Origin of the sequence: Marinibacterium profundimaris, from assembly GCF_002210095.1 — a bacterium.
Lineage (GTDB): Bacteria > Pseudomonadota > Alphaproteobacteria > Rhodobacterales > Rhodobacteraceae > Marinibacterium > Marinibacterium profundimaris.
This window is the reverse complement of sequence record NZ_AQQR01000001.1, coordinates 989927-1005463: the sequence shown is the minus strand read 5'-3', so window position 1 is coordinate 1005463 and position 15537 is coordinate 989927. Positions and strand designations below refer to the sequence as shown.

15 protein-coding genes are annotated in these 15537 nt (G+C 66.5%); 12 read left to right on the top strand and 3 right to left on the bottom strand.

Going from position 1 to position 15537, the window contains the following annotated elements; genetic code table 11:
- Positions 1 to 193 precede the first annotated feature (193 nt).
- From ATO3_RS04795 to ATO3_RS04770, 6 genes are all read left to right on the top strand, one after another.
- Complete coding sequence (locus tag ATO3_RS04795; RefSeq protein ID WP_088648622.1) at positions 194 to 388, top strand: hypothetical protein; 195 nt, start codon at positions 194 to 196, stop codon at positions 386 to 388.
- Between the two features lie 207 nt (positions 389 to 595).
- Positions 596 to 973, top strand: coding sequence for a VOC family protein (locus ATO3_RS04790; RefSeq protein WP_198963200.1), 378 nt, complete (start codon positions 596 to 598; stop codon positions 971 to 973).
- Complete coding sequence (locus ATO3_RS04785) at positions 973 to 1677, top strand: helix-turn-helix transcriptional regulator (protein WP_088648620.1); 705 nt, start codon at positions 973 to 975, stop codon at positions 1675 to 1677. The genes ATO3_RS04790 and ATO3_RS04785 overlap by 1 nt, the downstream gene beginning before the upstream one ends.
- Positions 1678 to 1965: 288 nt before the next feature.
- Positions 1966 to 4110 carry a malate synthase G gene (locus ATO3_RS04780; protein WP_088648619.1) on the top strand — a complete coding sequence of 715 codons (2145 nt, stop codon included), beginning with the start codon at positions 1966 to 1968 and terminating at the stop codon, positions 4108 to 4110.
- 578 nt (positions 4111 to 4688) lie between these two features.
- Positions 4689 to 5465, top strand: coding sequence for a gamma-glutamyl-gamma-aminobutyrate hydrolase family protein (locus ATO3_RS04775; protein WP_088648618.1), 777 nt, complete (start codon positions 4689 to 4691; stop codon positions 5463 to 5465).
- 115 nt (positions 5466 to 5580) lie between these two features.
- Positions 5581 to 6144, top strand: a complete 564-nt coding sequence (locus ATO3_RS04770) for a flavodoxin domain-containing protein (protein ID WP_088648617.1) — start codon at positions 5581 to 5583, stop codon at positions 6142 to 6144.
- Between the two features lie 12 nt (positions 6145 to 6156).
- On the opposite strand, the gene ATO3_RS04765 is transcribed toward ATO3_RS04770, so the two are convergent.
- The gene (locus ATO3_RS04765; RefSeq protein WP_088648616.1) at positions 6157 to 8397 is read right to left on the bottom strand and encodes a xanthine dehydrogenase family protein molybdopterin-binding subunit; all 2241 of its coding nucleotides are present in this window, start codon (positions 8395 to 8397) and stop codon (positions 6157 to 6159) included.
- 4 nt (positions 8398 to 8401) lie between these two features.
- The gene (locus ATO3_RS04760) at positions 8402 to 8866 is read right to left on the bottom strand and encodes a (2Fe-2S)-binding protein (RefSeq protein WP_088648615.1); all 465 of its coding nucleotides are present in this window, start codon (positions 8864 to 8866) and stop codon (positions 8402 to 8404) included.
- 145 nt (positions 8867 to 9011) lie between these two features.
- On the opposite strand from ATO3_RS04760, the gene ATO3_RS04755 reads away from it, so the two are divergent.
- On the top strand, positions 9012 to 9593 hold the full coding sequence (locus ATO3_RS04755; protein ID WP_088648614.1) for a TetR/AcrR family transcriptional regulator: 582 nt from the start codon (positions 9012 to 9014) through the stop codon (positions 9591 to 9593).
- 48 nt (positions 9594 to 9641) lie between these two features.
- Here the strand turns inward: ATO3_RS04755 and kynU are convergent, their stop codons facing one another.
- Entirely contained in the window at positions 9642 to 10835 is a 1194-nt protein-coding gene (kynU, locus tag ATO3_RS04750; protein WP_088648613.1) for a kynureninase, read from the bottom strand.
- Between the two features lie 298 nt (positions 10836 to 11133).
- Between kynU and ATO3_RS04745 the strand changes: the two genes are divergently transcribed.
- The 5 genes from ATO3_RS04745 (at position 11134) to ATO3_RS04725 (ending at position 15472) form a co-directional block, all read left to right on the top strand.
- Complete coding sequence (locus tag ATO3_RS04745) at positions 11134 to 12705, top strand: Re/Si-specific NAD(P)(+) transhydrogenase subunit alpha (RefSeq protein WP_088648612.1); 1572 nt, start codon at positions 11134 to 11136, stop codon at positions 12703 to 12705.
- 15 nt (positions 12706 to 12720) lie between these two features.
- Positions 12721 to 14154 carry an NAD(P)(+) transhydrogenase (Re/Si-specific) subunit beta gene (locus ATO3_RS04740; protein ID WP_088648611.1) on the top strand — a complete coding sequence of 478 codons (1434 nt, stop codon included), beginning with the start codon at positions 12721 to 12723 and terminating at the stop codon, positions 14152 to 14154.
- Between the two features lie 134 nt (positions 14155 to 14288).
- Entirely contained in the window at positions 14289 to 14654 is a 366-nt protein-coding gene (locus ATO3_RS04735; protein ID WP_088648610.1) for a VOC family protein, read from the top strand.
- Between the two features lie 67 nt (positions 14655 to 14721).
- Complete coding sequence (locus ATO3_RS04730; RefSeq protein WP_088648609.1) at positions 14722 to 15102, top strand: MerR family transcriptional regulator; 381 nt, start codon at positions 14722 to 14724, stop codon at positions 15100 to 15102.
- Positions 15095 to 15472 (top strand): carboxymuconolactone decarboxylase family protein, encoded by a 378-nt coding sequence (locus ATO3_RS04725; RefSeq protein ID WP_088648608.1) that lies wholly within the window; start codon positions 15095 to 15097, stop codon positions 15470 to 15472. Before ATO3_RS04730 ends, ATO3_RS04725 begins: the two co-directional genes overlap by 8 nt.
- Positions 15473 to 15537 lie beyond the last annotated feature (65 nt).

The window sequence follows — 15537 nt, the reverse complement described above, 5'->3', positions numbered from 1 at the left end:
CGTTCCAGTCCCGAGTATCATCACTCGCCCGTCGCCAAAAGGCGCGCCATCGCCGCGCGGTGCGGCGCAGGGTTTCCTGACGCCTTTTCGTCAGGATCTCACGCGGCCGTGATGCGACGTGTCCTGCTTGATGCAACCTTGTGCCAAGCTTTGCGTTGACCCTGCGACACGTAGCCAACTGAAAGGAGACGGCATGTCCGCCCCCGACACCAATGTTGAAAAAGAAGCGAAGCGTCACAAACCAGCCCTCGGCGGGATCGCCGTGTCTCTCGGAGTCGTGGCGCTGCTGATCGCCGGCTTCGGTCTTTATGCCATGTCGAACTGGGACGACGCGATCGAAGACAATGCGGCACCGGCCGCACAGGAACAGACCGTCACCGGCGACTGATCCCCGACACATGACATGAGTCCCGACAAAACCTGCCAGATGCGCAGGACGCTATCGTGCTCCGCCCGCCCCGTTTCCAGGAGGCGGGCGTTTGCATGTCTGGCAGGTGGCTGTGCGAATTCCCGGCTTCCATGACAGATGCTGACAGAAGGCTGTCAGCAGGTCTGTGCGACATCAAGGTCATCGCGTAACAAGGAGCGTATGACGATGACCTACCATCCCGACAATTTCGTGGTCTGGACCGAAATCCCGACAACGGACATGGACCGCGCCATCGGCTTTTACCAGGCGGTCCTCCAGACCGAGCTGACAGTCGACGACACCGGGCCGAACCCCATCGCCATCTTCCGGACCCAGACCCCGGGCAGTGGGACGGCCGGGCATATCTACCCCGGCATTCCGGCCGCGCGCGGTGCGGGCCCGACGGTGCATTTCAACGCGCCCGGCCCGCTGGAAGACAGCCTGGAACGCGTGAAGACCGCCGGCGGCACCGTCGTGTCGCCGATCATCACCATCCCCGCCGGACGCTTTGCCTATTGCGAGGATCTCGACGGCAATTCCATCGGCATGATGGAGCGCGGCTGATGCGGCGCGCCGACCGCCTGTTCGAGATCATCCAGCATCTCAGGGGCGGTCGGCGCACCACGGCGCGGGCCCTGGCCGACGCGCTTGAGGTCAGCCCGCGGACGATCTACCGCGACATCGCCGATCTGATGGCCACGGGCGTGCCGATCTCGGGCGAGGCGGGCTTTGGCTATGTGATGGAGGCGGGCCACGACATTCCGCCGCTGATGTTCACGCGGGACGAGATCGTGGCGCTGGTCGCCGGCGCCCGCATCGCCCGGGCCTGGGGTGGGGTGACCATGGCGCGGGCGGCCGAAGAGGCTCTGATCAAGATCTCCGAGGTGCTGCCGCCCGATGCGCGGACCCAGGCGCAGGCGGTTGAAATCCATTCCTTTTCCCCTGGCATGACCCACGAGGTCCGTGAGCGGATCGACGCGATCGAGGCCGCCGTGTCGGACCGGGCCAGCCTGCGCCTGTCCTATGCCGATGCGGCCGGCACGCCGAGCGAACGGGTGATACGGCCGCTGGGGCTGTGGTTCTGGGGCAAGGTCTGGACCCTGATCGCCTGGTGCGAGCTGCGCGAGGATTTCCGGATGTTCCGGCTGGACCGGATCGTGTCCATGGCGCGCACCGGGGTGCGATTCAAACTGGAAAACGACAAGACCCTGCGCGCCTTCTATGCCGCGATGGAAGCCCAGGGATTGCGCCCCGGGCCGAACGGCTGAGGCGCTCCTGACGCTCTCCTGACAACACATCGCGCGCCACCTGACAGGCTCCTGACCCGCCGGCATCCGGACGTCGCGCCGCGCAACATCCCAAAATCGCAGCATTTTCCCGGCGCGGCCAAGGGACAGGACAGAAAAGCCGGAAAACCCGCAGGGCGCGCGCCGGAAATGCGCTAAACTCAGGTCAGCGCGGATCCTGCAGCGCAGGGTTGCCGATCGACCAATCGTGTTGCCGATAGGAAACTTTTGCCCTAGTTCGGTGTGCGAATGTATACGGAGGCTGATGCCATGAGCGAGCGGATTTCCATTGAGAACCTTCAGATCGCCGCCGAACTGGCGGATTTCATTGAAACCCGGGCGCTGCCCGGCACCGGCGTCTCGGCCGACACCTTCTGGGCCGGCTTTGCGCGCATGGTGGCCGAGCTGACGCCGGAGAACCGCGCGCTGCTGGACACGCGGGAAGCGCTGCAGCAGCAGATCGACAACTGGCACCTGTCGCGGCGCAATCAGCCGCATGATCACAAGGCCTATCGCGCCTTTCTCGAAGAGATCGGCTATATCAAGCCCGAGGGCGATGATTTCGAGATCGAGACGAAGAATGTCGACCCCGAGATCGCCACGATCCCCGGGCCGCAGCTGGTGGTTCCGATCACCAACGCGCGTTATGCGCTGAACGCGGCCAATGCGCGCTGGGGCAGCCTTTACGATGCCTTCTACGGCACCGATGCCATGGGCTCTGTCCCGCCCAAGGGGCCTTACAACAAGGGGCGCGGCGCGCGGGTCGTGGCGCGGGCGCGGGTGTTTCTGGACGAGGCCTTTCCCATCGACGGCACCAGCCACGCCGATGCCCGGCGCTATTACATCCATGACGGTCAGCTGCTGATCGACGACATGCCGCTGATGCAGCCCGAGAAATTCGTGGGCTATCGCGGCCACCCCAAGGCGCCCGATGCGGTCGTGCTTGTCAACAACGCGCTGCATGTCGAGCTTGTCTTCGACCGTACCAATGCGATCGGCAGCCGCGACCAGGCGGGCCTGGCCGACGTGCGGATCGAAAGCGCGATCACCGCGATCATGGATTGCGAGGATTCGGTCGCCTGTGTCGATGCCGAGGACAAGGTCCTGGCCTATGACAACTGGCTGGGCCTGATGCGTGGCAACCTCGAAGCGTCGTTCGACAAGGGCGGCCAGACGATCACCCGCACCGTGGCGCCCGATCGCACCTATACCGCGCCCGACGGCGGCGAGGTCACGCTCAAGGGCCGCGCCCTGATGTGGGTCCGCAATGTCGGCCACCTGATGACCAACCCGGCCGTGCTGGACGCGGATGGCAACGAGGTCTTCGAGGGCCTGCTGGACGCGCTGGTCACCGTGGCCATTGCCATGCACGACCTGTCGAAGGGCGGCGGCAATTCCGAAACCGGATCGGTCTATGTGGTGAAACCGAAGATGCACGGGCCGGACGAGGTCGCCTTCTCCGACCGGACCTTCACCATGGTCGAAGAGATCCTCGGCCTGCCGCAATACACGGTGAAGATCGGCATCATGGACGAGGAACGCCGCGTGTCGGTGAACCTCAAGGAATGCATCCGCGCCGCCAAGCACCGCTGCGCCTTCATCAACACCGGCTTCCTCGACCGGACCGGCGACGAGATCCACACCTCGATGGAGGCGGGGCCCTTCAGCCGCAAGGATTTCATCAAGCGCAAGGGCTGGATCACCGCCTACGAGAACCAGAACGTGGATATCGGCCTGGAATGCGGCCTGTCCGGGGTCGCGCAGATCGGCAAGGGCATGTGGGCCATGCCCGACATGATGGCCGCGATGCTGGAGCAGAAGATCGAACACCCCAAGGCCGGCGCCAATACCGCCTGGGTGCCCAGCCCGACCGCCGCCACTCTGCATGCGCTGCATTACCACAAGGTCGATGTCTTTGCAGTGCAGGAAAAGCTGAAGGCCGGCGGGCGGCGCGCCTATGTGGATGCCGTGCTGGATATCCCGCTGGCCTCCTACCAGAAATGGACCGACGCACAGCGCACCCGCGAGGTCGAGAACAACGCGCAGGGCATCCTTGGCTACGTGGTGCGCTGGATCGACCAGGGCGTCGGCTGTTCCAAGGTGCCGGACATCAATGACGTGGGCCTCATGGAAGACCGCGCGACCTGCCGGATCTCGGCCCAGCATATCGCCAACTGGCTGCATCATGACGTCGTCTCGGAAGCGCAGGTGATGGACGCGATGCGGCGCATGGCGGCGAAGGTCGACGAGCAGAACGCCGGCGATCCCGCCTATCGCCCGATGGCGCCGGATTACGACGGGATCGCCTTTCAGGCCGCCTGCGACCTGGTGTTCCGCGGCCGGGTCCAGCCTTCGGGCTATACCGAGCCGGTTCTGCATGCGCGGCGGCTTGAGTTGAAGGCCTCCGTAGCGTAGGCTTGTGGATAAGATCGCGGAGCGCAGTTTGGCCCGTCCCTGCATGGGGTCGGGCGCGCGCCGCGAAGGTGGGGCTTGTCCGGTTTCGATTTCATTGTGCGGTGAGGGAAGTTTCTCTCTTCGGTCACGGGTTTGGGTGTTGCAACCAAGGGGTGAGTCCCCCTAGAAGTGTCCTGCGCTTGGGGTGGGGCAGATAGCTGCGAGAGCGCGCCCGGTCTGCCAGTCCCGTGTTAGAGATCCGCCGAGACTTCGGCGTGATCTCGGTGGCGCCGGGGTGGGCCGTCGTCGAGGAGGAGGAACGGCACCCCCCGGCGGTCATCTGCCATCCGGCGATGCCGACGCCTGACTTCAGATCTGCCTGAACCGAGCCGATACCGGGCTGACTCCGGTGTGCCGCATGCGGCCAACGCCACAAACATCCGGCTCCGGTCCTGTCCGCGTGACGACCACCGACGCCCAGCAGCCGGGCAGTCCTGCGAATTCGAACCATCCGACCGGGCGCCGCTGTTGCGGCCGTCGCGGCGGCCCTGTATCCTTCCTAAGGTTACCATATTCCTTTCAGAAACGGGACAGGCGGCATGACGCGTCCGGTAGTCGGCATCATCGGCAATTCACACCTGATCAACGATCAGTACGAGGTGCACGCGGGCGGCTCGATGAACTCTTCGGCGGTGGCCGCGGTGGCCAATTGCATCCCGCTGCTGATCCCGGCCGATCCGCGCTACATGTCGGTCGACGAACTGATGGAGACCTGCGACGGTTTCCTGCTGACCGGGGGGCGGCCCAATGTCCACCCCGAGGAATACGGCGAGGAGGCGACCGAGGCGCATGGCACCTTCGACCGCGCCCGCGATGCCATCGCCCTGCCGCTGGTGCGGGCCTGCGTGGCGCGCGGCCAGCCCTTCCTGGGCGTCTGCCGCGGCTTCCAGGAGGTCAACGTCGCCATGGGCGGCACGCTCTACCCGGAAATCCGCGACCTGCCGGGCCGGATGAACCATCGCATGCCCCCCGACGGCACGATGGAAGAGAAATTCGCCCTGCGCCATCAGGTGACATTTACCGAGAACGGGCCGTTTCACCGGCTCTTCGGGTCCTCCGCTGTGATGACCAACACGCTGCATGGCCAGGGGATCAAGACCCCGGGCAAGCGCATCGTCATCGACGGCCACGCCCCCGACGGCACGCCCGAGGCGATCTATGTCGAGGGCGCGCCGGGCTTCACCCTGTCGGTGCAGTGGCACCCCGAGTGGAACGCCGACAACGATCCGGTCTCGCGCCCGCTGTTCGAGGCCTTCGGCGATGCCGTGCGCGACTGGGCGGCCGGACGGCGGCCCTACCTGCAGAAAACCGCCTGAGCGCCGGCCGGTATCGGCCGGAAATCCGCATCGATATGTCGCGCAAATTGACCTCGCTCATGGTGAGCGGGTCAAATGCAGGCAAGACTCGGCCGCATGACGAGGGAGAGATGCGATGCGTATCCTGATCACCTATGCCACCACCGAAGGCCAGACGCGCAAGATCGCGCGGTTCTGCGCCGACCAGCTGATCTCGCGCGGGCACAGCGTCGAGCTGCTGCGCGTGGAGGATGCCGGCGATATCGAACTGGCGGTCTTCGACACGGTGCTGCTGGCCGGGTCGGTCCATATCGGCAAGCTGCAAGAGCCGCTGGCCCGCTTTGCCGAAACCCATGCCCAGGCGCTGAACGGGATGCCGACGATGCTGATCGTGGTGTCGCTGGCCATTGCCGGGGACGACCCGAACGACCGGGAGGAGCTGGACCGGATCGCCGCCGCTTTCGCGGCCGAGGCCGGATGGACCCCGGGGCAGGTGGAGCACGTGGCCGGGGCCTTCAAGTTCTCGGAATACGATTTCTTCCGCACGCTGGCGATGCGCTGGATCGCCTGGCAGAAGGGCGAAGAGATCAAGGCCCACGAGGATCGCGAATACACCGACTGGGCCGGGCTGGCCGCCGTCATCACCAAGTGGCAGGCCGCCGCCGCGCCCCTGCCGGAGCGGGCCAAGACGGCGGGCTGAGGCGCCCGCGCCCTAGACCACGAAATCGAAGCTGCGGTTCAGCGGCAATTCCCGCGCGCGCGTCCCGGTCAGGTCATAAAGCGCATTGGCCAGCGCCGGCATCGAAGGCGGCGTGCCCGGCTCTCCGGCGCCGCCCATGTGGCCGTTGGCCTCCAGCACCGCAACCTCGACCTGCGGCATGGTGTGCATCCTGAGCGCGTCGTAATCCCAGAAGTTCTGCTGCTCCACCGCGCCGCCGGCAAAGGTGATCTCTCCCATCACCGCCGCCGAAAGCCCGTAGACCAGCCCCGAGACCATCTGCGCCTTCACGATCTCCGGGTCCAGCGCGAGGCCGACATCGCAGGCGATCCAGGCGCGGGCGATGCGTATCCCGCTGTCGGTCTGCGCGACCTCGACGACCTGTGCGACCGGCGTGCCGAAGGAATAGGTAAAGCCGACACCGCGCCCGATCCCCTCGGGCGTCTGCCCGGTCCAGCCCGACATCTCGGCGACCTTCTCCAGGCAACCGGCCGAGGGCGCATGTTCAGAGCGCATCATCTCCAGTCGGAAGTCCAGCGGATCGCGTCCGGCGACATGGGCCATCTCGTCCAGGAAACACTCGTGCAGAAAGCCGTTCACGCTGGCCCCGACCGAGCGCCAGAAGCCGATCGGCAGGCCCAGGTCGGTGATGTGGCCGCGAATGCGGTAGTTCGGGATGGCATAGGGCTGGTCATAGGCGCCCTCGACCAGCACGCGGTCGGGCCCGGCGGCCTGCATCCCCGTCAGCCGGGGCATGGCGCTGGCCGTGACCGACGGCCCGGCGATCTGCCCGTCCAGCATCACCGCCCGTCCGTCCTGCACCGCGCCGCGAAACCGGCCGATGGCGGCGGGGCGATAGAAATCGTGGCCCATGTCTTCTTCCCGCGTCCAGGTCACCTGGATCGGGGTGCCGGGCATCTCCTTCGCGACCCGGGCGGCGTAGACGGCGTAATCGTATTCGCCGCGCCGGCCAAATCCGCCGCCAAGGAAGGTCGTCTCCACGCTGACCTGTTCGGGCTCCAGCCCCACGGCCTCGGCGCAATGGCTCTGCACCAGCGTCGGGACCTGGTTGCCGCAGGCGATCTGCAGCGCCTCCCCGGTATAGAGCGCGGCGGCATTCATTGGCTCCATCGTCGCATGGGCCAGGAAGGGGACACGGTACTCCGCCGTCACCTCGGTCGCGCCGGCGATGCCATTTGTGGTGTCCCCGTCGTCCCGCATGGTCGAATTGGGGGCATCGGCGAAGGAGGCCTCGATCGCCTCCCACATCTGCGCCTGCTCGGGCGGGTAGGGCGCGCTTTGCCATGTGATCTCGACCGCTTCGGCGGCTCTGAACGCCAGCCAGGTGTTGCGCGCCACCACGGCGATGCCGTTGCCAAGGTCGATGATCTTCTCGACCCCCGGCATGGCCTCGGCCCTGGTCGCGTCGTACGAAACCATGCCGCCGCCCAGGTTGGGGTTCATGCGCAGCGTGGCAAAGCGCTGGCCCTCCATCCGGACGTCGATGCCGAAGGTGGCGGTGCCGGTCGCCTTGGCCACCTGGTCGAGCCGGGGCATGGACTGCCCGATGTAGCGCCAGTGCGACGGGTCGCGCAGGGTGACCTTCGGCGGATCGATCTGCGCCGCGGCCTCGGCGAGGTCTTCGTAGCGGATCGCGGTTCCGTCCGGCGCGATGACCTGTCCGCTTTCGGTGCGCAGCGAGGCGGGGGCCACGTTCAACTGCGCGGAGGCGGCCAGCTTCAGCGTCTCGCGCGCGGTGGCGCCGGCCTCGCGCAGGCGGACGAACCCGTCGGTCATCGAGGTCGACCCGCCGGTGATCTGCAGCCCCACGACCTTGCCGAAGCGTCCGACCTCTTCGGCCAGCCTGTGCTGGAAATCGGACATGGCATAGTCCTTGAAGGGCAGCACATTGCCCAGCATGACACTGTTGTAATAGGCGGCCGCCGGGGGGCCGTGCAGCACGCGCACCTGTTCCCAGTCGAGGTCGAGTTCCTCGGCGGCCAGCGCGGCGAGCGTGGTCTGCACGCCCTGTCCCATCTCGGCCTTGGGCGTGATGATGGTCACGCCCGATCCGTCGATGAAGATGAAGGGGTTCAGCGCTGCCTCGCCCGGGCCGGGCTGCAGCGGGTTGGCGAGCGGCTGGTTCAGCTTCCAGACCCCGAAGGCGACGCCGCCCGCGATGGCGGCCGAGCCGATCAGAAAGCTGCGGCGGGCGATGGTTCCAAGACGTGACATGGGCCTACACCTCGCTCATCTTCGCGGCGGCGGCGTGGATCGCCGCGCGGATCCGGGGGTAGGTGCCGCAGCGGCAGAGGTTGCCCTCCATCGCCGCGTCGATATCCGCATCGCCGGGCCGGGGCGTTTCGGCCAGAAGGGCGGCGGCCTGCATGATCTGGCCGGACTGGCAATAACCGCATTGCGCGACCTGATGATCGACCCAGGCCTGCTGCAGGATCGACATCGCGCCGGGCGTGCCCATCGCCTCGATCGTCGTGACCTCGCCCCAGACATCGCGTAGCGCGACCTGGCAGGCGCGCACCGCCTCGCCGTCGATATGCACGGTGCAGGCGCCGCAGGCCGAGACGCCACAGCCGAATTTCGTGCCGGTCAGGCCGATTTCGTCCCGCAGCACCCAAAGCAGGGGCACATCGCCGGGCAGATCGATCTGATGGGTCGTGCTGTTCACGGTAAGCGGAATCGTCATGGCGGGCTCCAACAGGCTGGCGGGATTCGGTGGGTCGGTTTCTGACAGATTTCGCGGATTTCGTCAGTACGTCAAGTAACAAAGAAGTCACGAAGTGTCAGCGTGTCAGTTGACATCCGCTGTTCCAAACGCCACGCTCCTGATCATGAACGAGATTTCTGCGGATCCGAAACGCGATGCCATCCTGGGCTCGGCCATGACGGCCTTTGCCAGTTACGGCTTTCGCAAGACCTCCATGGATGACATCGCCCGGGGCGCGGGCATGTCACGCCCGGCGGTTTACATGCATTTCCGCAACAAGGAGGACATCCTCCGGTCGCTGGTCGAGATGACATACCTTGAAGCCGCCGATGGCGTGCGCGCCGCGCTCGAGGCCGACGGCAGCGTGGCGATGCGGCTGCGCAATGCCTTGCTCGCCCAGTCGGGGCGCATCACCGAGCTGCTGCTGAAATCGCCCCACGGGATGGAGCTGATGGACTCCGGTGCCGACGTGGCCATGGACCTGGTCGAGGCCGGCGAGGCGCGGCTGAGCGATCTTTACGCCGACTGGCTGGCCGCCGAGATGTCGGCGGGCCGGGTGGATCTGCTGAAATCGCCTGACCATGTCGCGCAGACGCTGACGGCGGCGATGAAGGGTCTGAAAAAGCGCGGCGCCGACCTGGCGGAGTACCAGGCACGGGTGGAGACGCTGGCCGTGCTGGTGGGCGCGGGGCTGACCCGCGGCTGAGCGCCGCCCGCGCGGGCGCGGGGCGGAACCGCCGGCCGGCCCGGCCGGTCAGGTCACCGCAGCGCGCGTGTGGTAGGCCGGATCGTCCCAAAGCTGCTGGTCCATGATCTCGGCCATGATATCCGCCGCCGCCTCGACCTCGGCCATCCCGAGGTAGAGCGGCGTGACGCCGAAACGCATGATGTCCGGGGCACGGAAATCGCCGATCACACCGCGCGCGATCAGGGCCTGAATCGCGGCGTAGCCCTCTGTGAAGCGGAAGGACACCTGGCTGCCGCGCGCGGCAGGATCGCGGGGGCTGGCCAGGGTCAGCTGCGGGCAGGTGGCCTCGACCCGGGCGATGAAGGCCTCTGACAGCGCGATGGATCGTGCGCGCAGATCGGCAAGATCGACCCCGTCCCAAATGTCCAGCGCGGCCTCCAGCGCGGCCATCTGCAGGACCGGCGGCGTGCCGACGCGCATCCGCGCGATCCCGGAGCCGGGACGGTAGGAGGGTTCGAACCCGAAGGGCGCGGCATGGCCCAGCCAGCCGGAGAGCGCGGGCCGCGCGGCCTCGGCATGGCGGGGCGCGACGTAGATGAAGGCCGGCGCGCCGGGGCCGGCGTTGAGATACTTGTAGGTGCAGCCCACCGCGAAATCCGCGCCCGCCCCCGCGACATCCACCGGCAGCGCCCCGGCGGAATGCGCCAGATCCCAGACCGTCAGCGCGCCCATGGCCTGCGCCTTGCGGGTCAGCGCGGCCATGTCGTGCAGCCGACCGGTGCGGTAATCCACTTCGGTCAGCATCAGCACCGCGACCTCCTCGGTCAGCTCGGCCTCGACCTCTTCGGGGGCCACGCAGCGCAGCTGATACCCCGGGCCGAGCGAGCCCAGCAGCCCCTCGGCCATGTAGAGATCCGAGGGGAAGTTGCCGCTGTCCGACAGCACGACGCGGCGGTCGGGCCGCATTTCGAGCGCGGAGGCCAGGGCCTGGTAGACCTTGATCGACAGCGTGTCGCCGATCACCACATGGCCCGGCTCGGCCCCGATCAGCCGGCCGATGCGGTCGCCCAGCACCTCGGGCTGCGCCATCCAGCCGGCCTTGTTCCAGGCGGTGATCAGCATGCCGCCCCATTCCCCGGTCATTGCCCGGGCGACCCGTTCGGTCGCGGCGCGGGGCAGGGGGCCCAGCGAATTGCCGTCAAGATAGATCACACCCTCCGGCAGATCGAACTGCGCGCGGGTGGCATCGAAGTCGGTCATGTGGTCTCCTGCAAGGCGCCCGGGCTTGGCCGCTTGGCCGCGGGCAATCTGGACGAGCCCGGGTGGAATGCCAAGCGTCGTTCGGATATTCGCGGTTTCGGGCAGGGCCCGAAAGACGGCGCGGCGGGGGAGTTGCGCGTCTCGGGACTGCCCGGAAAACAATCATCACGACCGCAATGGTGTGTGACAGTTTCGTACGGAAGGTACGGGTGCGCTTGCGCAATTATCTTGCGCGCGTTACCAGACGGAGTTGCGCGCCAATCCACAACAAGCGGACCGCAGGCAAGGGGGATCCAGAGTGAAAATCGGCACACCGAAGGAAGTGTTCGAGGGCGAGGCCCGGGTGGCCATGACGCCCGACAGTGCCCGGCAGTTACAGAAACTGGGGCATGAGTGCCTGATCGAAAGCGGCGCCGGCATGGCGGCCGGCTTCTCGGACGAGGCCTATGAAGAGGCCGGCGTCGAAGTCATCAAGACCGCAGCGCAGCTGTACAAGTCGGCGGACATCATCGCAAAGGTGCGTCCGCCCAGCGAGACCGAGGTCAAGCGGCTCGGGCCCTCGAAGACCCTGATCTCGTTCTTCTACCCGGGATCGAACCAGGAGCTGATGGAGCTGGCCGCCGAGAAGGGCGCCACCGTCATCGCGATGGACATGGTGCCGCGGATCAGCCGCGCCCAGAAGATGGACGCGCTGTCGTCCATGGCCAACATCGCCGGCTACCGGGCCGTGATCGAGGCCGGCAACAACTTTGGCCGGTTCTTCACCGGCCAGGTGACCGCGGCCGGCAAGGTGCCGCCCGCGAAGGTTCTGGTTGTCGGCGCCGGCGTGGCCGGGCTTGCCGCCATCGGGACCTCGACCTCGCTCGGGGCGATCACCCTGGCCTTCGACGTGCGGCCCGAAGTGGCCGAGCAGATCGAATCCATGGGCGCCGAGTTTGTCTTCCTGGAGTTCGACGAAGAGCAGACCGACGGCGCCACGACCGGTGGCTATGCCGCCCCGTCCAGCCCCGAGTTCCGCGAGGCCCAGCTGGCCAAGTTCCGCGAGCTTGCGCCCGACATCGACATCGTCATCACCACCGCCCTGATTCCGAACCGTCCGGCGCCCAAGCTCTGGACCGAGGACATGGTCAAGATGATGAAGCCCGGATCGGTCATCGTCGACCTGGCCGCCGAGCGCGGCGGCAACTGCGACCTGACCGTGCCGGACGAGAAGATCGTCACCGACAACGGCGTGACCATCGTCGGTTACACCGACTTCCCCAGCAAGATGGCGACGCAGAGTTCGACGCTTTACGCGACCAACGTCCGTCACATGATGACCGACCTCACGCCCGAGAAGGACGGTGTGGTCAATCACAACATGGAAGACGACGTGATCCGCGGCGCGACGATCACGCACGAGAAGGAAGTCACCTTCCCGCCGCCACCGCCCAAGGTGGCCGCCATCGCGGCCAAGCCGAAGGAGAAGGTGAAGGAGCTGACGCCGGAAGAGAAGCGTGCCGCAGAGGTCGCCGCCTTCAAGGCGCAGACCAAGAACCAGGTCACGCTGATCGGTATCGGCGCCGTGCTGATGCTGCTGCTGGGCCTCGTGGCGCCGGCCAGCTTCATGCAGCACTTCATCGTCTTCGTGCTGGCCGTCTTCGTGGGCTTCCAGGTGATCTGGAACGTGGCGCATTCGCTGCACACCCCGCTGATGGCCGTGACCAACGCGATCTCGTCCATCATCATCCTCGGCGCCCTGATGCAGATCGGGTCCGGTGCGGGATGGGTTGTTTTGCTTGCCGCCCTGTCGGTCTTCATGGCCGGCATCAACATCTTCGGCGGCTTCCTCGTCACACGGCGCATGCTCGCCATGTTCCAGAAATCCTAAGGGGGGAGCAGAGCAATGGAATTCGGATTTACCACGGCGGCCTACGTGGTCGCGGCCGTTCTCTTCATCCTCTCTCTGGGGGGACTTTCGGGCCAGGAAAGCGCCAAGCGCGCGGTCTGGTACGGGATTGCCGGCATGGCGCTGGCGGTCTTCGCAACGCTCATCGGCCCCGGTTCGGGGCTGTGGTGGCTGTCGATCCTGCTGATTATCGCGGGCGGGGCCATCGGTTTCGTCGTCGCCAAGCGCGTGCAGATGACGGAAATGCCCCAGCTGGTCGCCGCAATGCACTCGCTGGTCGGCCTGGCCGCGGTCTTCGTGGGCTACAACGCCCATATCGAGCTGGGCCATGTCATGACCATGAGCGAAGAGGAGCGTTATGCGGCTGAGGGCTTTGCCGCGCTGCTGGCCAAGAAGTCCGGCGTCGAGATCGGCATCCTGCGGGTCGAGCTGTTCCTGGGTGTCTTCATCGGTGCCGTGACCTTCACCGGCTCGGTCATCGCCTTCGGCAAGCTCGCGGGCAAGGTGACCTCGGCGGCGAAGAAACTGCCGGGCGGGCACATCCTGAACGCCACGGCGGCGGGTGTCTCGCTGATCCTGCTGTTCGTCTACCTCGCCGGTGGCGGGCTTTGGGCGCTGATCCTGATGACGCTTCTGGCGTTCTTCATCGGCTATCACCTGATCATGGGCATCGGCGGCGCCGACATGCCGGTGGTGGTCTCGATGCTGAACAGCTACTCGGGCTGGGCCGCGGCGGCGATCGGCTTCTCGCTGGGCAACGACCTGCTCATCGTGGTCGGTGCGCTGGTGGGCTCTTCGGGTGCGATCCTGTCCTACATCATGTGCAAGGCCATGAACCGGTCCTTCGTCTCGGTCATCCTGGGCGGCTTCGGCGGTCCGGCGGGCGAGCAGATGGCGGTCGAGGGCGAGATGATCGCCATCGAGGCCGACGGCGTGGCGTCTGCTCTGAACGAGGCCGACAGCGTCATCATCATCCCCGGCTACGGGATGGCGGTGGCTCAGGCGCAGAACGCGGTCAGTGAGCTGACCAAGAAGCTGCGCGCGGCGGGCAAGGAAGTGCGTTTCGCCATCCACCCCGTTGCGGGCCGTCTGCCGGGGCACATGAACGTGCTGCTGGCCGAGGCCAAGGTGCCCTATGACATCGTGATGGAGATGGACGAGATCAACGATGACTTCCCGGAGACGGACGTTGTCATCGTGATCGGGTCGAACGACATCGTGAACCCGGCGGCGCAGGACGATCCGAACTCGCCCATCGCCGGGATGCCGGTGCTGGAATGCTGGAAGGCGAAGCAGGTATTCGTCTCCAAGCGTGGCCAGGGCACGGGCTATTCGGGCATCGAGAACCCGCTGTTCTTCAAGGACAACACGCGTATGTTCTACGGCGACGCCAAGGCCTCGCTGGACAAGCTGCTGCCGATGATCGACTGACCTGACGCGGATACCTTTCGGAAAGGGCGCCTTTCGGGGCGCCCTTTTTCGTGTGCGGGCGGCGTGCTTGTCCAGCCTTGCGGCCGGCCTCGCGGCTCACGTAGCCTCGGGGCACAAAAGGGGGGAGGAACGGCATGGAGAAGGTCACGGGCATCGGCGGCCTGTTCTTTCGCGCAAAGGACCCGCAGGCGCTGATGGCATGGTACGACCGGCACCTGGGCGTCACGCCGGTCAGCACCGCGCCCTGGCGGCAGGAGGAGGGCTATACCGTGCTCGCCCCCTTCCCGGAGGACACCGATTACTTTGGCCGGCCCGAACAGGGCTGGATGATCAACTTCCGGGTCAATGACCTCGATGCGATGACCGCCCAGCTGACGGAGGCGGGGATCGCGGTCGAGACCCGGCCCGAGTGGGACAGCGACATCGGCCGCTTTGCCCGCATCGCCGACCCCGAGGGCAACCCGGTCGAGCTGTGGGAACCGGCAACGCCGCCGGGCTGAAGAAAACGCTTGAGCTGGAGTGCACTCCAGCCGCTACGCTGTCTGCGACTCATCAAGGAGAGAGCCGATGAAGATATCCGAGGTGGCCGCGCGCAGCGGGCTCAGCATCGATACGCTGCGCTTCTATGAACGGATCGGCCTGATCGACCCGCCCCCGCGCGACGCCGCCGGGCGGCGGGACTACCCCGAGGAGGTGCTGACCTGGATCGGCTTTCTCGACAAGCTCAACGCCACCGGCATGAAGCAGGCGGACCGCATCCGCTATGCCGCCCTGCGCCGGCAGGGAGAGGCCAGCTATGCCGAGCGGCGGCGGATGCTCGAGCTGCACCGCGACGTGGTCATCGCGCGGCAGGCCGAGCTGGAGGAGACCCGCGCGCTGATGGACCGCAAGGTGGAGATGTACCGCCAGCTGGAGGCGGAGGCCGCGATGGAGGTGGCCGATGTCTGAGGCGCTGGACAAGGGCCGCGCGCTGCTGCGCGAGATGAACCCGGGGCTCGAGGCCGCTCTGGCCGAGCGCTACGACGGCGCCGTGCCGGGGATGGCCGAAACGCTGGTGGAATGGGCTTATGGCCGCCACTACACGCGCGAGGGGCTCGATCTGAAGACGCGGCAGCTGTGCACCGTGGCGGCACTGACGGCGCTTGGCGGGCAGACCGGGCCGCAGCTGAAGGTGAACATCGAACACACCCGCGCCGCCGGCGCGTCAAAGCAGGAGATCCTCGAGGTGATCTGGCAGATGGCCGTCTATGGCGGGATGCCCGCCGCGATCAACGGGTTGAACGCCGCGCTTGAGGTCTTTGGCGCGGAGGCGGGGTGATGTATACCAAGGTATTTCTGTAACGCGATGATTTAACGCGTTTTTTCAGGTCCTCTCAGGGGCGC

Excerpts from the sequence above, each read along its gene's own strand:
- ATO3_RS04795 (WP_088648622.1), top strand. The coding sequence starts at position 194 with ATGTCCGCCCCCGACACCAATGTTGAAAAAGAAGCGAAGCGTCACAAA.
- ATO3_RS04790 (WP_198963200.1), top strand. The coding sequence starts at position 596 with ATGACCTACCATCCCGACAATTTCGTGGTCTGGACCGAAATCCCGACA.
- ATO3_RS04785 (WP_088648620.1), top strand. The coding sequence starts at position 973 with ATGCGGCGCGCCGACCGCCTGTTCGAGATCATCCAGCATCTCAGGGGC.
- ATO3_RS04780 (WP_088648619.1), top strand. The coding sequence starts at position 1,966 with ATGAGCGAGCGGATTTCCATTGAGAACCTTCAGATCGCCGCCGAACTG.
- ATO3_RS04775 (WP_088648618.1), top strand. The coding sequence starts at position 4,689 with ATGACGCGTCCGGTAGTCGGCATCATCGGCAATTCACACCTGATCAAC.
- ATO3_RS04770 (WP_088648617.1), top strand. The coding sequence starts at position 5,581 with ATGCGTATCCTGATCACCTATGCCACCACCGAAGGCCAGACGCGCAAG.
- ATO3_RS04765 (WP_088648616.1), bottom strand. The coding sequence starts at position 8,397 with ATGTCACGTCTTGGAACCATCGCCCGCCGCAGCTTTCTGATCGGCTCG.
- ATO3_RS04760 (WP_088648615.1), bottom strand. The coding sequence starts at position 8,866 with ATGACGATTCCGCTTACCGTGAACAGCACGACCCATCAGATCGATCTG.
- ATO3_RS04755 (WP_088648614.1), top strand. The coding sequence starts at position 9,012 with ATGAACGAGATTTCTGCGGATCCGAAACGCGATGCCATCCTGGGCTCG.
- kynU (WP_088648613.1), bottom strand. The coding sequence starts at position 10,835 with ATGACCGACTTCGATGCCACCCGCGCGCAGTTCGATCTGCCGGAGGGT.
- ATO3_RS04740 (WP_088648611.1), top strand. The coding sequence starts at position 12,721 with ATGGAATTCGGATTTACCACGGCGGCCTACGTGGTCGCGGCCGTTCTC.
- ATO3_RS04735 (WP_088648610.1), top strand. The coding sequence starts at position 14,289 with ATGGAGAAGGTCACGGGCATCGGCGGCCTGTTCTTTCGCGCAAAGGAC.
- ATO3_RS04730 (WP_088648609.1), top strand. The coding sequence starts at position 14,722 with ATGAAGATATCCGAGGTGGCCGCGCGCAGCGGGCTCAGCATCGATACG.
- ATO3_RS04725 (WP_088648608.1), top strand. The coding sequence starts at position 15,095 with ATGTCTGAGGCGCTGGACAAGGGCCGCGCGCTGCTGCGCGAGATGAAC.